13 protein-coding genes are annotated in these 18414 nt (G+C 53.0%); 8 read left to right on the top strand and 5 right to left on the bottom strand.

Translation table 11 applies throughout. The annotated features are described in order from the left end of the window. Positions 1–125 precede the first annotated feature (125 nt). The gene (locus VPK24_RS15765) at positions 126–1814 is read right to left on the bottom strand and encodes a glycosyltransferase family 39 protein (RefSeq protein WP_393014761.1); all 1689 of its coding nucleotides are present in this window, start codon (positions 1812–1814) and stop codon (positions 126–128) included. Then, positions 1811–3070, bottom strand: coding sequence for a GUN4 domain-containing protein (locus VPK24_RS15770; protein WP_393014763.1), 1260 nt, complete (start codon positions 3068–3070; stop codon positions 1811–1813). Before VPK24_RS15770 ends, VPK24_RS15765 begins: the two co-directional genes overlap by 4 nt. Before the next feature lie 533 nt (positions 3071–3603). Between VPK24_RS15770 and secD the strand changes: the two genes are divergently transcribed. Together secD and secF are read left to right on the top strand one after the other, a co-directional pair. After that, a complete protein-coding gene (gene secD, locus VPK24_RS15775) occupies positions 3604–5019 on the top strand; it encodes a protein translocase subunit SecD (RefSeq protein WP_393014765.1) in 1416 nt (471 codons plus the stop codon). Between the two features lie 48 nt (positions 5020–5067). Further along, positions 5068–6063, top strand: coding sequence for a protein translocase subunit SecF (secF, locus tag VPK24_RS15780; RefSeq protein ID WP_393014767.1), 996 nt, complete (start codon positions 5068–5070; stop codon positions 6061–6063). Here the strand turns inward: secF and VPK24_RS15785 are convergent. Then, positions 6060–6254 (bottom strand): hypothetical protein, encoded by a 195-nt coding sequence (locus VPK24_RS15785; RefSeq protein WP_393014769.1) that lies wholly within the window; start codon positions 6252–6254, stop codon positions 6060–6062. The genes secF and VPK24_RS15785 overlap by 4 nt on opposite strands. Before the next feature lie 2 nt (positions 6255–6256). On the opposite strand from VPK24_RS15785, the gene VPK24_RS15790 reads away from it, so the two are divergent. After that, positions 6257–6538: a hypothetical protein gene (locus VPK24_RS15790; RefSeq protein WP_393014770.1), complete on the top strand. Its 282-nt coding sequence runs from the start codon at positions 6257–6259 to the stop codon at positions 6536–6538. 209 nt (positions 6539–6747) lie between these two features. Next, a complete protein-coding gene (clpS, locus tag VPK24_RS15795) occupies positions 6748–7035 on the top strand; it encodes an ATP-dependent Clp protease adapter ClpS (RefSeq protein WP_099533615.1) in 288 nt (95 codons plus the stop codon). Between the two features lie 195 nt (positions 7036–7230). On the opposite strand, the gene VPK24_RS15800 is transcribed toward clpS, so the two are convergent. Both VPK24_RS15800 and VPK24_RS15805 read right to left on the bottom strand, forming a co-directional pair. Beyond that, on the bottom strand, positions 7231–8427 hold the full coding sequence (locus VPK24_RS15800; protein WP_393014772.1) for a histidine kinase: 1197 nt from the start codon (positions 8425–8427) through the stop codon (positions 7231–7233). 361 nt (positions 8428–8788) lie between these two features. Continuing rightward, complete coding sequence (locus tag VPK24_RS15805) at positions 8789–9427, bottom strand: TVP38/TMEM64 family protein (protein WP_393014774.1); 639 nt, start codon at positions 9425–9427, stop codon at positions 8789–8791. Positions 9428–9826: 399 nt separating this feature from the next. Here VPK24_RS15805 and VPK24_RS15810 point away from each other — a divergent pair, with 399 nt between their 5' ends. From VPK24_RS15810 to VPK24_RS15825, 4 genes are all read left to right on the top strand, one after another. After that, positions 9827–10105, top strand: coding sequence for a DUF5340 family protein (locus VPK24_RS15810; RefSeq protein WP_393014776.1), 279 nt, complete (start codon positions 9827–9829; stop codon positions 10103–10105). Positions 10106–11157: 1052 nt separating this feature from the next. Continuing rightward, positions 11158–15174, top strand: a complete 4017-nt coding sequence (locus VPK24_RS15815; RefSeq protein WP_393014778.1) for a magnesium chelatase subunit H — start codon at positions 11158–11160, stop codon at positions 15172–15174. 92 nt (positions 15175–15266) lie between these two features. Next, positions 15267–15692, top strand: coding sequence for a hypothetical protein (locus VPK24_RS15820; protein WP_393014779.1), 426 nt, complete (start codon positions 15267–15269; stop codon positions 15690–15692). A 29-nt stretch (positions 15693–15721) separates the two neighbouring features. Then, a complete protein-coding gene (locus tag VPK24_RS15825) occupies positions 15722–18388 on the top strand; it encodes a P-loop ATPase, Sll1717 family (protein WP_393014781.1) in 2667 nt (888 codons plus the stop codon). Positions 18389–18414: the final 26 nt, after the last annotated feature.

Genomic DNA, 18414 nt, shown 5'->3' on the forward strand with positions numbered 1-18414 from the left:
GTGTCAAAAAAGATGCGAGATTCGCACAGAAAACCGCAAAAGCTTTTGCTCAATAGCCGTTGCTCATGGTCCAGGTTGCAGAATGAGCCAGGTTCCAGTGTTGACGATCGGCCGATCGATCGGTGCTAGGGCGTTTTGGGGGGTGATTGATCGAGCGCTTGAATGACCCAAGTGTTGTTAAAGGGTTCGATCGCCTGGATTTGGTAGCGGGGATTGGTTTTGAGCCGATCGAGCCATTCTGTTTTGGGCCGATAGGCGATCGCCCGTTGAATGGTCTCGGGAAAGGTCAAATCTGGCTCCTCTAGGTAAATCAGTTGAGCTTGGGACGGCAGGCGACGGGCCAGGGCAAGCAACCGCAGAGCATTGCCGCTGATCACCACAGGTGGCTGAAGTTCACTCACCCGTTGAGCGATCGCCGGATCGTCGTAACTGCTGTATTTGTTCCACCAAGTGGGGGCCATCACGCCTTGGCTACTAGACCACAGCCCCACCACCCACAACAGGGTAATTGCTCCCACAGCCCAAGGCCGCCGCCGTTGGTTCGCCCAAGCTTCGCTGAGACCAAAGGCCAGCACCCAGGTGAGGGCCAAGTAGGCCGGAAGGAAGTAGCGGGCAATGGTCGATCGCTGGCCGCCATCCACCGCATCCAACAGGGCAAAGGGCAGGGCGATCGCACCAGTCAGCAGGGGAAACAGCCAAATATCCGGCGGCGCGACCCGCAGCAAGCGCTGGCTGCTGAGCGCAACCATCACCAGCAACAACCCGATCGGGAGCCAATGCCAGGACAGGGCGATCGGGTCGGTTTCCTGAGTGATGTCAAACAGGGGCCGATCGAAACAGGCTTGCCAATCCAGGGCGATCGCGCTGAAATTTAGGCCCCAACGCTGCACCAAGGTTCCCCAAGTCAGTTCTCGATCGATCCAACCCATGGGTTTGCGATAGGTCAGCCAACAAACCAGCCAGGGACTGAACAGCACCAATGCCCCCAACAGGGAACCACCCCAGGCCAAAAGGTTATGGCGCAAGGCATTCCAACCCCGGTGCGATCGCGCCAGCCATCCCCGCAGGGCCACGTAGGCTCCTTGGGCAGCAATCCCGAGGGCCAAGGGCAAATGGCCATAGAAATTGCAGGCCACCAAGACTCCGTAGGTCATCCAGGCCGATCGGGTGGGTTTGCCCAAGCGATCGAACCGCAGAACACGCAACAGGGCCCAACTGGCCAACAAAAACAACACCACCGCCAAGCTGTAGCCTCGGGCTTCGCGGGCATAGACCACTTGGATCGGGGAAACGGCCACCAGACCGATCGCCAAACCAATCACCGATCGCGCCCTGGGCCAGTCGGCTAGCCAAGCCTGCCCAAACAGAACCAAAGCCGGAAAAACCAGCAGGCTCACCAGGGCAGAAAAGGCCCGAATCGTCGCTACCGAGTCCCCTGCCAAATGCGTCCAGCCCCGCAGCAACAGGTAATAGAGCGGTACTTGGTCGGGGGTTTCAATAGCCAGGCTTTGGAGCGTCGCCAGCCAAGAACGATCGCCCGATCGCTGCAAGGGAACTAAATCAGCGGGGACGACGGGCCGCCCCTGGGGCTGGAAAAAGTCCTCCACTTGCTCCTTGGTGTAGCCCGCAATGCGCACGGAGGTGATGGTTTCGTCGTACCAGTAAACCGCGCGATCGAGGGCCGAAAACCGCAACAGCACCGCCACCACCAAGACGAACCCAATCACCCAACCCGATCGGCCCAGCCCAAATCTGCCACACCAAAAACCGCCTAAATTCCCAAATCGGCTCGATCGCTTCGGGGAGCTGCTCATGGCTTCACGTCCCGATCGCGGGCAATTTCAGCGGCGGCATCTGGCAAATCATCGAAATCATCAGGGGCATCATCATTGGGAACATCATCCGCCGGCAATCTCAACGAATCCTCTGGGTCATCATCCATGAACCGATCCTCCTCAATGGCCGACCAATCAGCCGGGGGCCAGTGGAGCGCCAAATAGGGCACATCCCAGGAGTCTTGGCGCGATCGCCCTGCCGCAAAGTTGCGCCCCGTCTCCGCACCGGGGTAGGGCAAATGACCTACCGGGGCCGACAGATCAAAAATGAGAGAGTTGTAAGGAATTAGTTCCACCACCCGATCGGGCGCAGTGCCCCGAAACCGTTGCCACCAAAGGGCCAGCCGTTGCCAGTCGTCCTGGGCAGCCGCATCGGGATCAAACAGAGTCACTTGCCAGCCCACATAATCCGCCAATTGCTCATAAACCTCTGAATCCCACTCTCCCGGCTGCCCGCCCAATTCCGTCCACAGGGCCGCTTGGATGCTCCAGCCAAATTGCCCGCGACTGTAGGTCACCCATAGCTCATCAATCTGTTGCAGTTCCGCCGTGGGTAATTCCAGAAAGGAGCATTGGGCGGCAAAGTAACGCACTAGCCGATCGGTTTCCCGATCGGCTGATCGCCAATCCCCCGCTTTCAATGCTTCAAACAAATCCTGATACAAATCTTGGCGTGCAAACCCGCCTCTTGCTTCCGCACAAATCCGATGGGCTTCGCCTCGGCGGGCAATATCTTCGTAAATGAGCAGGCCATCTCGTTCAACTTTGTGGATCCAATCCTCACAGCCGGTCAACTCTGGCGCAAAGGCATGGCCACAAAATTTACAAGCCTGGTGATCCAGAGGCGCACCACAGTTGGGGCAATGTTCCAAGGACGCATCCAGGGCCAAGGCTCCACAACTGCCACAGGGTCGCGGGGCTAATTGCACCTGAGCCAAGCAGTCTTCATGAAAGAAGCGCTGCAACTGGGGTAAATACACTACCGCCGAGGGGGCGATCGGCTGCTGACAAACCGCACAGGGCAATCCTAAATAGTCGATCGCCCCGCAATGGGGACAGGCCGCCGCCCCCAAGGGCACTGCTCCGCCACAGTCCAGGCAGGTGGATAACTCAGCCATGCATTCTCCTGCGTTGCTCAACCCCGGGCGATCGCTCCAGTTATGCAAGATTTTGCAACCATCGGGGGCGATCGGCGTTTGTCTGTGGGTTATTTTGCCTGATTTTCTGGTTCCCATTTCCTGGCGCTCAGCGTGTTGATGAACCCTGCGGGTCGTTGTTGCCTGAGCTGCTGGGGTTAATCAACCGTTGGGATCACGGGTTGATGGCAGCGCTATTCAGAATCATCAGAATCAATAGACCTCTTGCATCAATCAAGAACCTCATCCCAAATCCCGCTCCCAGATCCCTGATTGACTGAAAAAACACTCAAACACTGGGTTGTTCCGTAGGTTGGGTTGAGCTTTGTGAAGCCCAACTCGATCACTGCAAGCCTTGCTGTTGTTGGGTTTCGTACCTCAACCCAACCTACGAAATGATCGTTAATTAGCCCATCTTGATCAGAGGGGGTTAATTCGTGCAAGAGGTCTAATGCAGCGCCAGTTCAGCACCAATTCAGTTCAGTACCAATCGAGTGCCGAAGGTTTAACGGTTACAGCCGAGATCACTCGCTTCGGCGGTCGGGGTTGCGGTGTAGTATGTTCGTTGCGACATCCGGCCCGTTTCGGGGGTCGTTGGTTCAGCCGATCGGCGACGCGCAATCCTGAGGCCTATGCAACGCCAAAAATTTACCCTTGGTTTCATTGTGGTGCTGACGATCGCGGCGATCGCCGTGATTGTTAACCTGCCCGTGCAGTTGGGGCTTGACCTACGCGGTGGCTCCCAACTGACACTCCAGGTCATGACCACGCCGGAAATTCCCCAGGTCACGCCCGAAGATCTCTCGGCCGTCCGCAAAGTTATTGATAACCGGATTAATGAGCTGGGGGTTTCCGAAGCCCTGGTGCAAACATCCGGCAACGACAAGCTGGTGGTGCAACTGCCGGGGGTCAGCGACCCGGAACAGGCGGAGCGAGTTTTGGGCAACACGGCGCGGCTGGAGTTTCGGGAGCAAAAACCGGGAACCGAGGCCCAATACCAAGCGGAACGGCAAGTTTACGACGAGCTGAAGGCGAAACGGGCCGCGCTGATTCAGGCAGGAGACAAGGCCGCGATCGACGAAAATCAGCGGGCGATCGAACGGAGCCAGGAAGCCATTAGCCAACTGTTTGAAAAAGCGGTGCTCACGGGCCAAGACCTTCGGGAAGCGGGAGCCGCCCCGGACGGGGGCTTGGGTAACTCTTGGGTTGTGATTATTCGCTTTTCGGCCGATGCCGCCGATCGCTATGCGGAACTGACCAAAAAACTGGCCGGCACGGGTCGCGGTTTGGGTATTTTTCTCGATCGGGACTTGTTAACCGCACCCGTGGTGGGGCCAGAATATGCCCAATTGGGAATCACCGGCGGCAGCACCGAAATTCGGGGTAACTTCACCGCCGACTCCTCCCAAGAGTTGGTAATTCAACTGAAGGGTGGAGCCTTGCCCCTGCCCGTGAAGTTGGTAGAAACCCGCACCGTAGGCGCAACTTTGGGTCGCGACAGCGTAGAAAGCAGCATTTGGGCCGGCGTGGGTGGCTTGGTGTTGGTGCTGATCTTTATGGCCATCTACTATCGCCTGCCCGGCGTGGTGGCTGACCTGGCCCTGATGATCTATGCCCTGTTGAACTTTGCAGTATTCGCGTTAGTGCCTGTCACCCTCTCATTACCGGGGATTGCGGGCTTCATTCTCAGCATCGGGATGGCGGTCGATGCCAACGTGCTGATCTTTGAGCGCACCCGCGAGGAATTGCAATCGGGCAAGAGTCTTTATCGATCGGTCGAATCCGGTTTCTATCGGGCGTTTTCCAGCATTTTGGATGGTAACGTCACCACCTTGATCGCCTGCGCGGTGCTGTTTTGGCTGGGCACCGGTTTGGTCAAAGGGTTTGCCCTCACCCTGGCGATCGGGGTGTTGTTGAGCATGTTCACTGCCCTCACCTGTAGCCGCACCCTGTTGTTTGTGGCCCTCAGTATTCCTTCCCTGCGCCGTCCTGAGTGGTATTGCCCCGGTTTAAAAGCCAATCTGAAAACGGCTGGCTCGGGCAACTAGTGCCCCCCTTCGCCCCCTTCCACCTGCCCTCCTGAATCAGCAAGCGTGATGAACCTGAAGATTATTGAAAAAAGTCGGTTGTGGTGGTCGCTGTCCCTGGCCTTGACCGTTGCCGGGGCGATCGCCGTGGTTGGTTGCATGGTCAACTTTGGCACGCCCCTGAAGTTGGGACTGGACTTTGTGGGGGGAACTCGCCTGCAACTGCAATTGGACTGCCCAGCCACCGGGGCCCAACCCCAATGCCAAAAACCTGTGGAGCTGGCCGATGTGCGGGCCGTGCTGAACGAACAGGACTTGGACGGCGCGGCTGTCCAGTTGTTGGACGTGGACTCCAAGGCCCAAGACCGACATATCATCGCCATTCGATCACAGGATTTATCGGCCGAGAAGCGCACGGCCTTGGTGGCCGCCCTGGAAGCTAAATTGGGCAAGTTTGATGCCCAGGGAACGCTGATTGACACAGTGGGGCCCGTGCTAGGGCAGCAGGTGCTGAACTCCGGGGTGATGGCTGTGTTGCTGTCCCTGCTGGGCATTGTGATCTATCTGCGTTTCCGCTTCCAGTGGGACTACGCTATTTTCGCGGTGGTGGCCCTAATCCACGATGTGCTGATTACGGCTGGGGTATTCGCGGCCATGGGCTGGTTTGGCGGCACAGAAATTGACACGCTGTTTATTGTGGCCCTGCTGACCATCATTGGCTTTTCCGTGAATGACACTGTGGTGATTTACGATCGGGTGCGGGAGAACATTGCCCAAAATTCCACTGCCCCGATCGATACAGTAGTGAACGAGGCGGTGAATCAAACCCTGACCCGATCGCTCAACACCACCGCCAGCACCTTGCTTTCGGTTGTGGCAATCTTCCTGTTTGGGGGTTCCACCCTGCGGGACTTTTCGCTAGCCCTGATCATTGGGTTCATCTCTGGGGCCTACTCCAGTATTTTCATCGCCAGTACCCTGCTGGCCTGGTGGCGATCGCGCCCGGGCTATGTGCCCCCCAAACCTGCCACGGAAACCGAAACTAAGCTCCAAGACTCTATTTAGCCATCCCCTTCTTTGCTGAATCGGTTGGCTGAACAGGTCTGCTGAATTGGTTGGCTGAACAGCTCTACTGAACGGGTTTGCTGGGTTTCTGCAACTTTGCTGTTGCTGAGTACCCCCAATGCCAGTTTCTTGCTCGACCCCAGAGACTTCTCAATCGGCCGTTTGTCTTTTCTTCCTCGCCCCTTGCCCAAGCGTGCCTGCTCCTTCTTCCTCTCGCTTGCCCAGTCGATTGCGCTGGTTGCTGCTCGTCCTCTGTTGGGGCACGATCGGCCTAGCTAGTCTCTGGGCAATGCGCGAAGAGTTTGACCTTTGGCGCACCTACTTCACCTGGGCCGCGGTGCGCTATGCCATTTTTTTCAACCGCTGGCCGATCTTTGGCCTGTCGTTTTGCCTGGGGCTGACCATCACCACGCTGATCGATTACGGCCGCCATTATTTCTGTGATCAGCAGCCCGATCACCCGCGTAAACCCTGAATGGGCCACAGGTGTAAGCACTTTAACCAACCCCCAGACCTCGGCATTTTCAGAACAGCGATCGCAAGTTGACTGTCGGGAAAAGTTGATAATAATAAAGAGTGAATTGCAGTGAGCGATCGCTCCTCTTGCTAATCGGGTTTAAGCAATTAGGCCAACGGCTCGATCGCCCCAATGGTTACTTATGCCGTTTACCCAGGAACTACGCCATGTCCGTTGAAATCATAGAAAAGAAGTCAGCCGCCACCATCCGTAAACCAGCACCTCGCTACAAAGTGCTGCTGCATAACGATGACTTTAATTCCATGGAATATGTGGTGGAAACGCTGTTACAAACCGTTAGCAGCCTTACCCAACCCCAAGCCGTTAACATCATGATGGAAGCCCATTTTAACGGCTTGGCTTTGGTGATTACCTGTGCCCAGGAACATGCAGAATTTTATTGCGAAACCCTCAAAAACAAAGGGCTAACCAGCACGATCGAGCCAGATGAGTAGGAAACAATTCATCAGTTGTCTTGCGAAGTTCTACGAAAGCTAAAGACAAGGGGCTTAAGCCCCTTGTTACAACGACTGGGATATGGAAAATCAATCGTTTCCGCCTAGATCCTAGGAAATGACGACAGGCCCTAAGCCCCTTGCCCCCACCACTATTGGTGCTTTGCCAGTACCCCAAGTTACTGATGAGTTGCCCTATAAAGCAGACGGCTTGTACCCCAGCTTTTGGTAAACCGGGAGGGTGAAATGAAAACAACTCCCACCGCCCGGCCGCTCATCAACCCAAATTTGTCCATAGTGGGCCCGAATTGCTCGCTGGCAGGCAGCTAGCCCAATGCCATATCCTTCTGAGCGTTGATCTCGTTGCAGTCGGAATCGCTCCTTAAAGATGGAGCTACGTTGACTGTCGGGGATACCGGGGCCGCTGTCGCAAATGCTGACCTGCACATTCTGGGTGGTGCGGTGGAGGGCGGCCACATGGATTGTGCCCCCATCTGGCGTGTATTTCACGGCATTGTCCAGCAGGTTGGAAATCACTTGCCGAATCCGATCGGGGTCGGCATAAACCACCGGCAAGTCTTGGGGAATATCCGTTTCTAGGGTTTGGTGCTTCAGGTTAATTCGACTGCTGAAGGTGTCAATCACCGCGTGACAAAGGGCCTTGAGGTCAACGGACTGGGGCTGGATGTCGGCCTCTTGCCCCTCCCCTTGGGACACTTCTAACAGGTTGGCAATCAGCCGATCGATCGCTCGAATTTGCGATCGCGCCTGCATCAACAGTCGCTCCCGCAGGCTGTCGGTCATCTGGGCCGCCTGAATGGTGTTGGGTCGATAGCTGGCCTCCAGGGTCTCGATCGCCATTGAAGCCGCCGCCAAGGGGTTTCGCAAATCGTGGGCCACGATCTCGATCGCCCGATCCTTAAACCGCAACAGTTCCCTTAACTCCGCCTTTTCCCGCCCTAGCCGAAAGACTTCATCTGACAGACGAATCACCTCCGCCGCCGTTGCCAACGACGAAGGCGAACCATCCGTCGGCATCATGTCCATCGGCTGGTTTTTCTCCGGCGAGTCCAAGCTGTCGTGAATTGCCTCCTGCCACCGCTCCCACCAAGCATCCAATTGCTGGGCCAAGTCCATCCCCGTCAGGGTTTGGCGAGGGTGGGGATGCACCTTCACCAGTGCAGGCGTGGCAATCAGCCGGAAATGTTCAGCCACATAGGGCTGCTCGGCCACATCCACAATGTCGAAAGCAAAGGGATAACGGGCTTTTAAGGCCTGTAATCGACCCTGAATTAGGCTTGCTTGCTCCCAGGAACTGGAGCGGTGATCCACAAACAGAAGCAGTTGCAAGGGCGCGCGTGAGGCAGGGAAAGGATCGGGCGAAACCGACATAAGCGATGAACCATAAAATCAATAAGTTATGGATCGAGGCGGGCCTGCACCGTGACCATCCACCCGCATTCCAACCAAAAAGGCGCAAACTCTTTACAATCAACGTCAAGCAAAATCAAGTCGCAAGCCAGTTGCAATCAAACTACACGCAAACGCCCATCAAGGGCAGTGGGGGTGATGGAGCTGGCAGTGGTTGCCTCTGTCGATACCAATACCGTAGAAATGCCGTTGCTGGATCAAGGGTGGGGTTGGAAATGGGGTCGCAGGCTAAAAGTCGCCAGTCGGTTGAGTTCAGGCTAAGTTGGGCTTGAATGGGTGTTGATTTCTCCAGCCTATCGCTTTTTTCAGCGGGAGCTGCCAATTACGGTAAATCGGGAGGGGTGGAAGCGGCAATTCGATCGAGCGCCGAACGGGCCGCCTTCGTCACGATCCCGGTTACAACTAGGGTGGTGATCAAACCCAAAACAAAGAGTAACCACTCGATCGGGCTTTTGGCCCGCTCTCCATACCCCGAAAACAGGCTGGCCAGGTCCCGAAAAGAAGCCCCGATATAAACGTAGGCAACCGTTCCCGGCAACATCCCGATCGAGGCTAACAGGTAGTCTCGGATCGAAACCTGCGTTAGCCCCAACATATAGTTCAAGGCATTAAAGGGAAACAGCGGCGACAAGCGCATCAGCAACACAATCTTGAGGCCATCTTCTGCAATGGCGCGATCAATCGCCTGGAATCGTCGATTTCCAGCAATCCAGCGCTGTTCCACCCAATCCCGAATGCCATAGCGTCCCACCAGGAAAGCCGCCAGCGATCCCAGCGTGGCTGACAAGAAAACAATCACCGATCCCCACCCCACCCCAAACAGCACCCCAGCCCCCAAGGTCAACAGCGCTCCGGGAACCAGCGCCACCGTGGCAACCACATACACAACCACGAAAGCGACACCGCTCCAAGGCCCCAGATGCATAATTTCCGATAAAACCCACTCCAAGAACGCTTGCACGCTAACCAGCCTCCCTCAGCCCCAAATCGGTGAATCTCCAGTAATTCCTCGTTTTAGCCCACCAATGCTCTCCATCTATAAAAACCTGCATCGATAAATTTGCTTCCGCTAGCTATCAAGTAATTAAAAATTTTTGGAATCTCTTACTTGAAATTTAGCTTGATCTTTGCCCGATCGCTACTCGATAAAGACTGGATCTGTATTCTCTTCCTCATAGACAGTTGAACGCCTTCAGTCAAGATTTTTTTGATGAAGACCCCGACGATGACAGTAAAATGGTTCAATATTGCTATTGCCACAAAATTGCTGAAGCTAAAGCTGCAACTAAAACGGTAACGAAATCCCACTAATCTTTAATTTGACTTTAGAATTTTTTCAGAATCACTCCGTGAATGTCCTATGGATCGGCCGTCCCACACTCCAATTCCGCTGCCCTCACACATTCACTACGAACTACTTCTTCAGTTGCTGGAACGAGAAACCAGTGGCACTCTCAAACGAGGCACAGAGGAACACCGACAGCTCCAGGAATTGGTGGCCACCCTCCGCCGAGCACTCGCCGTTCAGAAACAGTTGGAAGCCAGTTGTCAAAACAAACAGCTACCGATCGAATATCACTGGTCGTTGAATCTGCCAGCCGTTGGCCCTCTGAGTAACGTTACCAAAGGCGAAGAATAGCCCAGCACTAACGATTAATCAGGAACAATCAATCGACAACAATTGTCAATCAGTTTTACTAATCAATGATCGATCAATTTTATTGACCAATTTTTGATGATTAGTTTGATGATCAAATTTTTGATTGCAATTACCAGATTATTGTAATTACCAGATTGGTAATTCTGGATTGATATTGAGTTGAGTTCAAATGATTCAATCGATTTGCGTGATCTTGGATAACTTCAACTTTAACTAATTATCGACTCTTTCGCTTCGTTTGAATATTTTTCTGAAGAACACTGTCGGAGTTAATCAATAAAATAATTCAATTATTAGCCTTAGCCCATTAAAAATTCGCAAATTTAAAACCTGTTTAACCCAAAAATCAAAAATTAAAGACTAGTGAATTAATTTCAATTCGTTAAACTAGTCAAAATAAATCAATATGGATTAATCAAGATCAATTAATCACCAAAATTACTAATCACCAAAATCACTAGCTTTTGCCCGCTAGCTTTTGCCCAATTTTTTGCTAGTTAAATTTGCCTTTCACGGCACAGTCAGCTCTCAATTTTCCAAGAAAAGAAGCCACAGGTCACAGGCGATCGCCCGAAGCGCTTGGGCTAGCTCGTTTGGTGACCAATGGGGCATCTACCCATGGGTGATCGCCCATGCTTAAGAATCGACCCAAGCCAGACCAACGGAATCGACCCCATTTCAGGGGGGCTTGTGACAGTTAATGTCAGGTTGATTTTGGTTTTGTCTTTATTTTTATCTAAATTCTAATTGCAAAAGATTCTCGTTTCTGGCAGTTCCGTGGGCTGTAAAAACCTCTCCCGATTACGGATCTAGCCCATCAATGGCTCAAGACAAATCTGCCAAATCAGGCGATCGCTTATAGTTTCAAATTTGCAACAAACTGAAATAATTAACGGGATTATTTTTATCGAATTGTGTCAGATCCTAGAATTGCAGATCAGCGCCAATCGGCAATCTGGTAAAAGTGCCTAGAGAGCAAGCGTTTTCGAGTTTCCATCCTCATCCAACCCAGCCGCAGGAGAGAGTACCGGATGTTCACCTACGTCAAGCCCGCCGTGCGCCACGTCCAACCCGAAGATCTTCGGGGGCGGTCTTTAGTCAAGGTGGTCTACGTCGTTCTGGAAGCGCAGTACCAGAGCGCCTTGACGGCAGCAGTCAAGTCGATTAATGCCAACAATCCGAATGTGGCCGTGGAAATCAGCGGCTATTTGATTGAAGAGCTGCGTAGCCCCGAAAATTACGAAGCCTTTTGTGATGATGTGGCCAGAGCTAACATCTTCATTGCTTCATTGATCTTTATTGAAGACCTGGCCGAAAAGGTGGTGGCCGCCGTGCAGCCCCACCGCGATCGCCTCGATGCGGCGGTGGTCTTCCCCTCCATGCCCCCCGTGATGCGGCTGAACAAGTTGGGCACCTTCTCGATGGCGCAATTGGGCCAGTCCAAGAGCGTGATCGGCGAATTCATGAAGAAGCGCAAACAGCAAAACGGCAGCGGTTTTGAAGACGCAATGCTGAAGCTGTTGCGGACGCTGCCCAACGTGCTGAAATTCCTGCCTGTGGAAAAGGCGCAAGATGCCCGCAGCTTCATGCTCAGTTTCCAATATTGGCTGGGTGGTTCGCCGGAGAACCTGGAAAACTTCCTGCTGATGCTGGCCGATAAATATGTCTTCAAAACGGACAAATCGGGCCGCGACCAGTCACGCGAAAAGATTGATTTGGACTATGCCGAGCCGGTGACCTATCCCGATATGGGAATTTGGCACCCGTTGGCCCCCAAGATGTTTGAGAGTACGAACGAGTATTTAGCTTGGTATCGCAATTCAGAGCTAGTGCCCGATGCGGTGCGCGATCCCGATGCGCCCTGTGTGGGTTTGGTGTTGCAGCGGACACATTTGGTAACGGGTGATGACGCGCACTATGTGGGCATGGTGCAAGAGTTTGAAGCCCAAGGTGCAAAGGTAATCCCGGTGTTTGCGGGGGGCTTGGACTTCTCGAAGCCGGTGGATGAGTACTTCTACTTGCCGAGCAAAAATGGCAGCGAACCGACCACGATCGTGGATGCGGTGGTGTCGCTGACGGGGTTTGCCCTGGTGGGCGGCCCGGCCCGGCAGGATCACCCGAAGGCGATCGAATCCTTGAAGCGCCTGAACCGTCCCTACATGGTGGCGCTACCGTTGGTGTTCCAAACCACCGAAGAGTGGGAAGAAAGCGAGCTGGGCCTGCACCCGATCCAAGTGGCGCTGCAAATTGCGATTCCTGAGTTGGATGGGGCGATCGAGCCGATCATCGTCTCCGGCCGCGACGGCAACACCGGCAAGGCGATCGCCCTGCAAGACCGCATCCAGGCGATCGCAGAGCGTGCCCTTAAGTGGGCCAACCTGCGCCGCAAACCGAAGCTGCACAAGAAAGTGGCGATCACCGTCTTCAGCTTCCCGCCGGACAAGGGTAACGTGGGCACGGCCGCCTATTTGGACGTGTTTGGCTCAATTCACGAAGTGCTGCAAGGGCTGAAGCGTGAAGGCTACGACGTGCAAGACGTGCCCGATTCGCCCAAGGAGCTGATGGAAGCCGTCCTGAAGGATGCCCAGGCCCAATACGCCAGCCCCGAGCTGAACGTGGCCTACCGCATGAGCGTGGCGGAATACGAAAAGCTCACCCCCTATTCCAAGAAGCTGGAAGAAAATTGGGGCAAACCGCCGGGGAATTTGAACAGCGACGGTCAAAACCTGCTGGTGTTCGGGAAGCATTTCGGCAACGTATTCATCGGCGTACAGCCCACCTTCGGTTACGAGGGCGACCCGATGTTGCTGCTGTTCTCGCGATCGGCTAGCCCCCACCACGGGTTCGCCGCCTACTACACCTACCTGGAAAAGGTCTGGGGCGCGGATGCGGTGTTGCACTTTGGGACGCACGGCTCGCTGGAGTTCATGCCCGGTAAGCAAATCGGCATGTCCAATGACTGCTATCCCGACAGCCTGATCGGTTCAATACCAAACCTCTACTACTACGCCGCCAACAACCCCAGCGAAGCGACGATCGCCAAGCGCCGGGGCTATGCGGAAACCATTTCCTACCTGACTCCGCCCGCTGAAAACGCTGGTCTCTATAAGGGCTTGAAGGAACTGAGCGATCTGATCGGCTCCTACCAAACCCTGAAGGATACGGGTCGTGGCCCCTCGATCGTCGATGCGATTATCGAGCAAGCTCGCGCCGTCAATCTGGACAAGGATGTGGAACTGCCGGAAACGGCCGGAAAGGATCTGAGTTCCGAGCAACGGGATACGGTGGTGGGTTCCGTCTATCGCAAGCTGATGGAAATCGAGTCGCGCTTGCTGCCCTGCGGTTTGCACGTGATCGGTAAGCCCCCCACGGCCGAAGAAGCGGTGGCCACTCTGGTGAACATTGCCGCCCTCGATCGCCCCGAGGATGGGATCATTGCCCTGCCCCGGATCATCGCCAACAGCATCTATCGCGACATCGAAGAGATTTACCGCAACAGTGATAAGGGCGTGTTAGCCGATGTGGAACTGTTGCAAAAAATCACCCTAGCCACCCGTACGGCGGTGAAGGCCATGGTCGATGCCCAAATCGACACCGATGGTCGCCTCTCGAAGCTAGCCAAGTTCAACTTCTTTGGCTTCGGAACCCAGAAGCAGCCTTGGGTTGAAGCCCTAAGCGAGGCTGGGTTTAGCAACGTCGATCGCGACTCCCTAAAACCGCTGTTCGAGTACCTGGAATTCTGCCTCCAGCAAATCGTGGCCGACAACGAAATGGCCTCTCTGCTGCGGGCCCTCGAAGGCGAATACATCCTGCCCGGCCCCGGCGGTGACCCGGTGCGGAACCCGGAAGTGCTGCCCACGGGCAAGAACATGCACGCCCTCGATCCCCAGTCGATTCCGACCACGGCGGCGGTACAGTCAGCCAAGGTGGTGGTCGATCGGCTGCTCGATCGCCAACGCCAGGAAAACGGCGGCGCATACCCCGAGACGATCGCCTGTGTCCTTTGGGGAACCGACAACATCAAGACCTATGGTGAATCCCTGGCGCAGATCCTCTGGCTGGTGGGTGTGAAACCCGTGCCCGATGCCCTGGGTCGCGTCAACAAGCTGGAACTGGTCTCCCTTGAGGAGCTGGGTCGCCCCCGGATTGACACGGTGATCACCTGCTCCGGCGTGTTCCGGGATCTGTTTGTGAACCAAATGGCCCTGCTCGATCGGGCCGTCAAGATGGCCGCCGAAGCCGACGAGCCGTTGGAAATGAACTTCGTCCGCAAGCACGCCATGGCCCAAGCGGAAGAACTCGGCATCAACCTGCGCCAAGCCGCCACCCGCGTGTTCACCAACTCCTCCGGCTCCTACTCCACCAACGTCGGTCTGGCCGTGGAAAACGGCACCTGGGAACAGGAAAAAGACTTGCAAGACATGTACCTGTCGCGTAAGTCCTTCGCCTTCTCCGCCGACAACCCCGGCGAAATGGAGCAGTCCCGCGAGTTGCTGGAACGCGCCCTGAAAACCGTCGATGTGACCTTCCAAAACCTGGATTCGTCGGAAATTTCCATGACCGACGTGTCACACTACTACGACTCCGACCCGACCAAGGTGGTGGCCAGCCTGCGCGGTGACGGCAAAAAGCCCGCCGCCTACATGGCCGACACTAGCACCGCCAACGCCCAGGTGCGCACCCTGTCGGAAACCGTCCGCCTGGATGCCCGCACCAAGATGTTGAATCCCAAGTGGTACGAAGGGATGCTGTCCCACGGCTACGAAGGGGTGCGCGAGCTGGCCAAGCGCCTAAACAACACCTTGGGCTGGAGCGCCACAGCGGACGCGGTGGACAACTGGGTCTACGAAGACACAAACGACACCTTCATCGCTGACCCCGAAATGTGCAAGCGGCTGATGGATCTGAATCCTCACTCCTTCCGCCGAATGCTGGGCACGCTGTTGGAAGCCAACGGCCGCGGCTACTGGGATACGAGCGATGAAAACCTCGATCGCCTGCGGGATCTCTACCAAGAAGTGGAAGACCGCATCGAAGGCATCGAGTAAGTGTGACTATAGACCCTATTGTGAGTCTAGGCTAGACTAAACTTCGAGGGTAGACAGCAACCTGTCTACCCTTTGTTGTATGCGATAAGCTGATGATTGAAGACTATGCCAGCGCCTTTCTGGAACGCGCTCAAGACCAAGCTGTTCTTGCCAAAGCCGATCGCCGAATTGCAGCTATGCACATGGGCGGTATCGTCATTGAATGTCGGCTAAAAAGCTTAATCTTCCGTAGTCTTTCCCCTGCGGAGCAAAATTGGAAAACAGACGATTACGACCCCGGTCACAGCATCACTAATCCTGGTCACAACTTACAAAATGCTCTGAAGCGTTGCCCTCGGCTATACACCAAGGCCCAGAGGAACAACATTCTTCCCTGGCTAGCAATTATTCAAAATCCATGCGGGGAGTTCATTCAACTACGATATTCCAGTCACAAAGTGTCAGATAAAGACTACTCGCAGTGGGTAAAAGCCTATCGCATTTTAATAGACTGGATTGAGAAAAATTATCGGGACTGAATTTCTTTGTCGGGATAACTAGTTGCTTTATGGATACCAATTGGATTGCTGATCTTCAGTCATTACTCAAAAGCCAGTATGTTCACCATGACAATGAATGGCTGGATTTCACAATCTCATCTAATAGCTTTATTGATTTAACAATTGTCAGTAATAATTTTGAAGGATTAAGTTATCAAGCTCGCCGGGATGCTGTTGAGACATTAATTCAACGCGAAACAGGATTTCTATCACTATATACCGTTGAAGAAGCGAAAGTTTTGGAGATGGAGCGCCCTGAACCAGCCCGGAGTGATCAGGTCAGAACTTGGCATGACTTAGCAATTTGGGCCCAGAATCCCCAGAATCACGGTGAAGTAAAAGAACGATCGCCCCGATCTCCCCGCACTGTGGCTTTCTATTCCTTCAAAGGGGGTGTTGGCCGCACGACAGCCTTAATTCATGTGGCTTGGCTGTTAGTCAAACAAGGCAAAAAAGTTGTCGTGGTGGATCTGGATATTGAAGCACCAGGACTCAGCAAAGCTTTAGATCTGGATGATTTGCCAGAAGTCGGCATTGTTGATTATTTCTATGAGCGGGCTTATGCGCCTGACGGAGCAGATTATGAAATTCAAATCGGCGATATCTTAGCGGAATATCGAGATCAGCAATTAGGTGATACCCGTGGTGGTCGCTTCTTTGTTGTGCCCACGGGAAAACTCGATCTCGACTATTTAGCGAAAGTTGATGACTTAAAGGCTAGTACTTGGGTCAATGGCAATAAGTCTCTGTGGGATATCTTTACCCACGATATCAATAAACAAATTGAACCAGATTTGATTTTAGTAGATTCTCGAACTGGCTTGAATCAATGGGGCGCTTTTTCCTTGATTCAAGCAGCAGATTCTGCCATTTTAGTATTATTCCCGAATGCTCAAAATGCAGAGGGAGCAAAAATTTTAGTTCAAGCTCTTGGCTCATTGGGCAAGCAGAATATTAATTTTGTTTTTTCACCAATTCCCAACTCGGATTCTAAGAAAACAGCCCAACTAATTCAGAGCGATTTAAGCGAAATTCTTAATCACTTCATTCCGCAAGACAGTGAAGAAGAGATCGACAATGCTGAGAGTGACGATTCAGCTAGCACTGATAACGCGATTTGTATTGAATATCTTCTCCCGATTGCAGTGGCTTCCCACTACCCTGTCCATACTGTCGTGGACTGGTATCAGCCGATCGTTAATTTAATCCTAAATTCCAGTACATCCGTGTCAACTCAATTGCAGCAAGATCGATGGAAGATTATCGAAGATCTTCAATTCTCGAATGTTGATGCCGAGAGAGAACAGGCAAATCTTAGTCATATTTTCCAAAAAACATCTAATTTCTATGATTTCCTGGACGACAAAGTATGTCTAGTGATTGGTCGAAAAGGAACAGGAAAAACTGCTCTTTACTTCCTTTTTTTAAAGCACTTTTCAGTTGTAAAATCCTTAATTAATCGGACAGGGGAAATTATCATTCTTTCGGGGCATGGTACAAGTTCTGCTAGCCGACCTACTCAGAGAAGCTTTAATGCTATTCACAAAAAGCTAAAAGAGTCTCAAGATAGTTGGTTGGGTTTTTGGGCTGCTTATGCCTTGTTTATAATAATGCGTGATCATGGTGATTCCGTAAATAGTCTGACCAAGGAGAAGCATAAAGCTTCAAAGTATAAGGAATTGAAAGACGGCTTTGATAAGATCAAAGGACTTCAATTTCGCTCAGAGCATCAAGAATTACTCCTCCAGTGGTGTCAAAATCCAGATCTAGAACCATTAATCTTTGATGCATTAAAAGACATTAATGATTATCTCAAGAATCAAGATCTAAAAATTTGGTTGCTTTATGACAACCTAGATCAAGACCTAAAGGAAGATAATAATTTACGCAATAATGCATTGACCGGACTCTTCAAGTTGATTCAAGAGTTTGATACTCAGGAGTTAACTCATCTTCGGATCAAAGTTTTCCTGCGTGAGGATATTTGGGAACGATTAATTTTCGACAATAGAAGTCATCTTCGCGGACGGTCTATCAAATTAGAGTGGAAGCGTATTGATCTGCTGCGCTTTGCCTATCGCCAGGTCACTCAATCAGAGAAGTTTAAAGCTCTGGTTAGTCAAGTTGCTCCCATCCCAGATCCCGATTCAGCAACGGAAGAGACACTGGTTGAAGCGTTAAAGGTTCTGTGGGGCGATCGCATTCGATTGGGATCCCGTGGGAAATATCTTTATCGCTGGGTCTACGATCGCCTGAGTGACACCAGTGGCGCAACCTATCCTCGTAGCTTGGTAGTGTTGCTAACTGAGGCAAAGAAATTAGAATTGCAACATAAAAATGATCCTAAATTGCAATCTGATCGCCTTTTCCGAAGCCGCTTTATGGCACTCGCACTCGAAGAAGCCTCACGAGCACGTTGCCAAGAAATGCGTGAAGAATATGGCAATCTCTCAGCGTTCTTTGATTCCTTGTCAGGAAAAGATGCCTTACTGCAACCGGAAGAGTTGCGGCAATGCTGGGAAAATTCTGCCCGAGAGGTTGAGCCAGATTTTGAGCGATTTGTGCAGCTTTTGAAGTCGATCGGGCTGGCGGAATGGCGACCTAAGGATGAGCGATATCGCTTTGCTGACCTTTACGTTTATGGGTTTAATATGAACAAAAAAGGGATGCGATAACGCATTTTTGTTGATGTAGCTGGTTA

The sequence above is a fragment of the Limnothrix redekei LRLZ20PSL1 genome (assembly GCF_043235035.1).
Taxonomy (GTDB): domain Bacteria; phylum Cyanobacteriota; class Cyanobacteriia; order CACIAM-69d; family CACIAM-69d; genus CACIAM-69d.

Bases quoted from the DNA above. Each gene is read 5' to 3' on its own strand.
- secF (WP_393014767.1), top strand. From the start codon at position 5,068: ATGAACCTGAAGATTATTGAAAAAAGTCGGTTGTGGTGGTCGCTGTCC.
- VPK24_RS15825 (WP_393014781.1), top strand. From the start codon at position 15,722: ATGGATACCAATTGGATTGCTGATCTTCAGTCATTACTCAAAAGCCAG.
- VPK24_RS15820 (WP_393014779.1), top strand. From the start codon at position 15,267: ATGATTGAAGACTATGCCAGCGCCTTTCTGGAACGCGCTCAAGACCAA.
- VPK24_RS15810 (WP_393014776.1), top strand. From the start codon at position 9,827: ATGGATCGGCCGTCCCACACTCCAATTCCGCTGCCCTCACACATTCAC.
- secD (WP_393014765.1), top strand. From the start codon at position 3,604: ATGCAACGCCAAAAATTTACCCTTGGTTTCATTGTGGTGCTGACGATC.
- VPK24_RS15765 (WP_393014761.1), bottom strand. From the start codon at position 1,814: ATGAGCAGCTCCCCGAAGCGATCGAGCCGATTTGGGAATTTAGGCGGT.
- VPK24_RS15770 (WP_393014763.1), bottom strand. From the start codon at position 3,070: ATGGGAACCAGAAAATCAGGCAAAATAACCCACAGACAAACGCCGATC.
- VPK24_RS15800 (WP_393014772.1), bottom strand. From the start codon at position 8,427: ATGTCGGTTTCGCCCGATCCTTTCCCTGCCTCACGCGCGCCCTTGCAA.
- VPK24_RS15815 (WP_393014778.1), top strand. From the start codon at position 11,158: ATGTTCACCTACGTCAAGCCCGCCGTGCGCCACGTCCAACCCGAAGAT.
- clpS (WP_099533615.1), top strand. From the start codon at position 6,748: ATGTCCGTTGAAATCATAGAAAAGAAGTCAGCCGCCACCATCCGTAAA.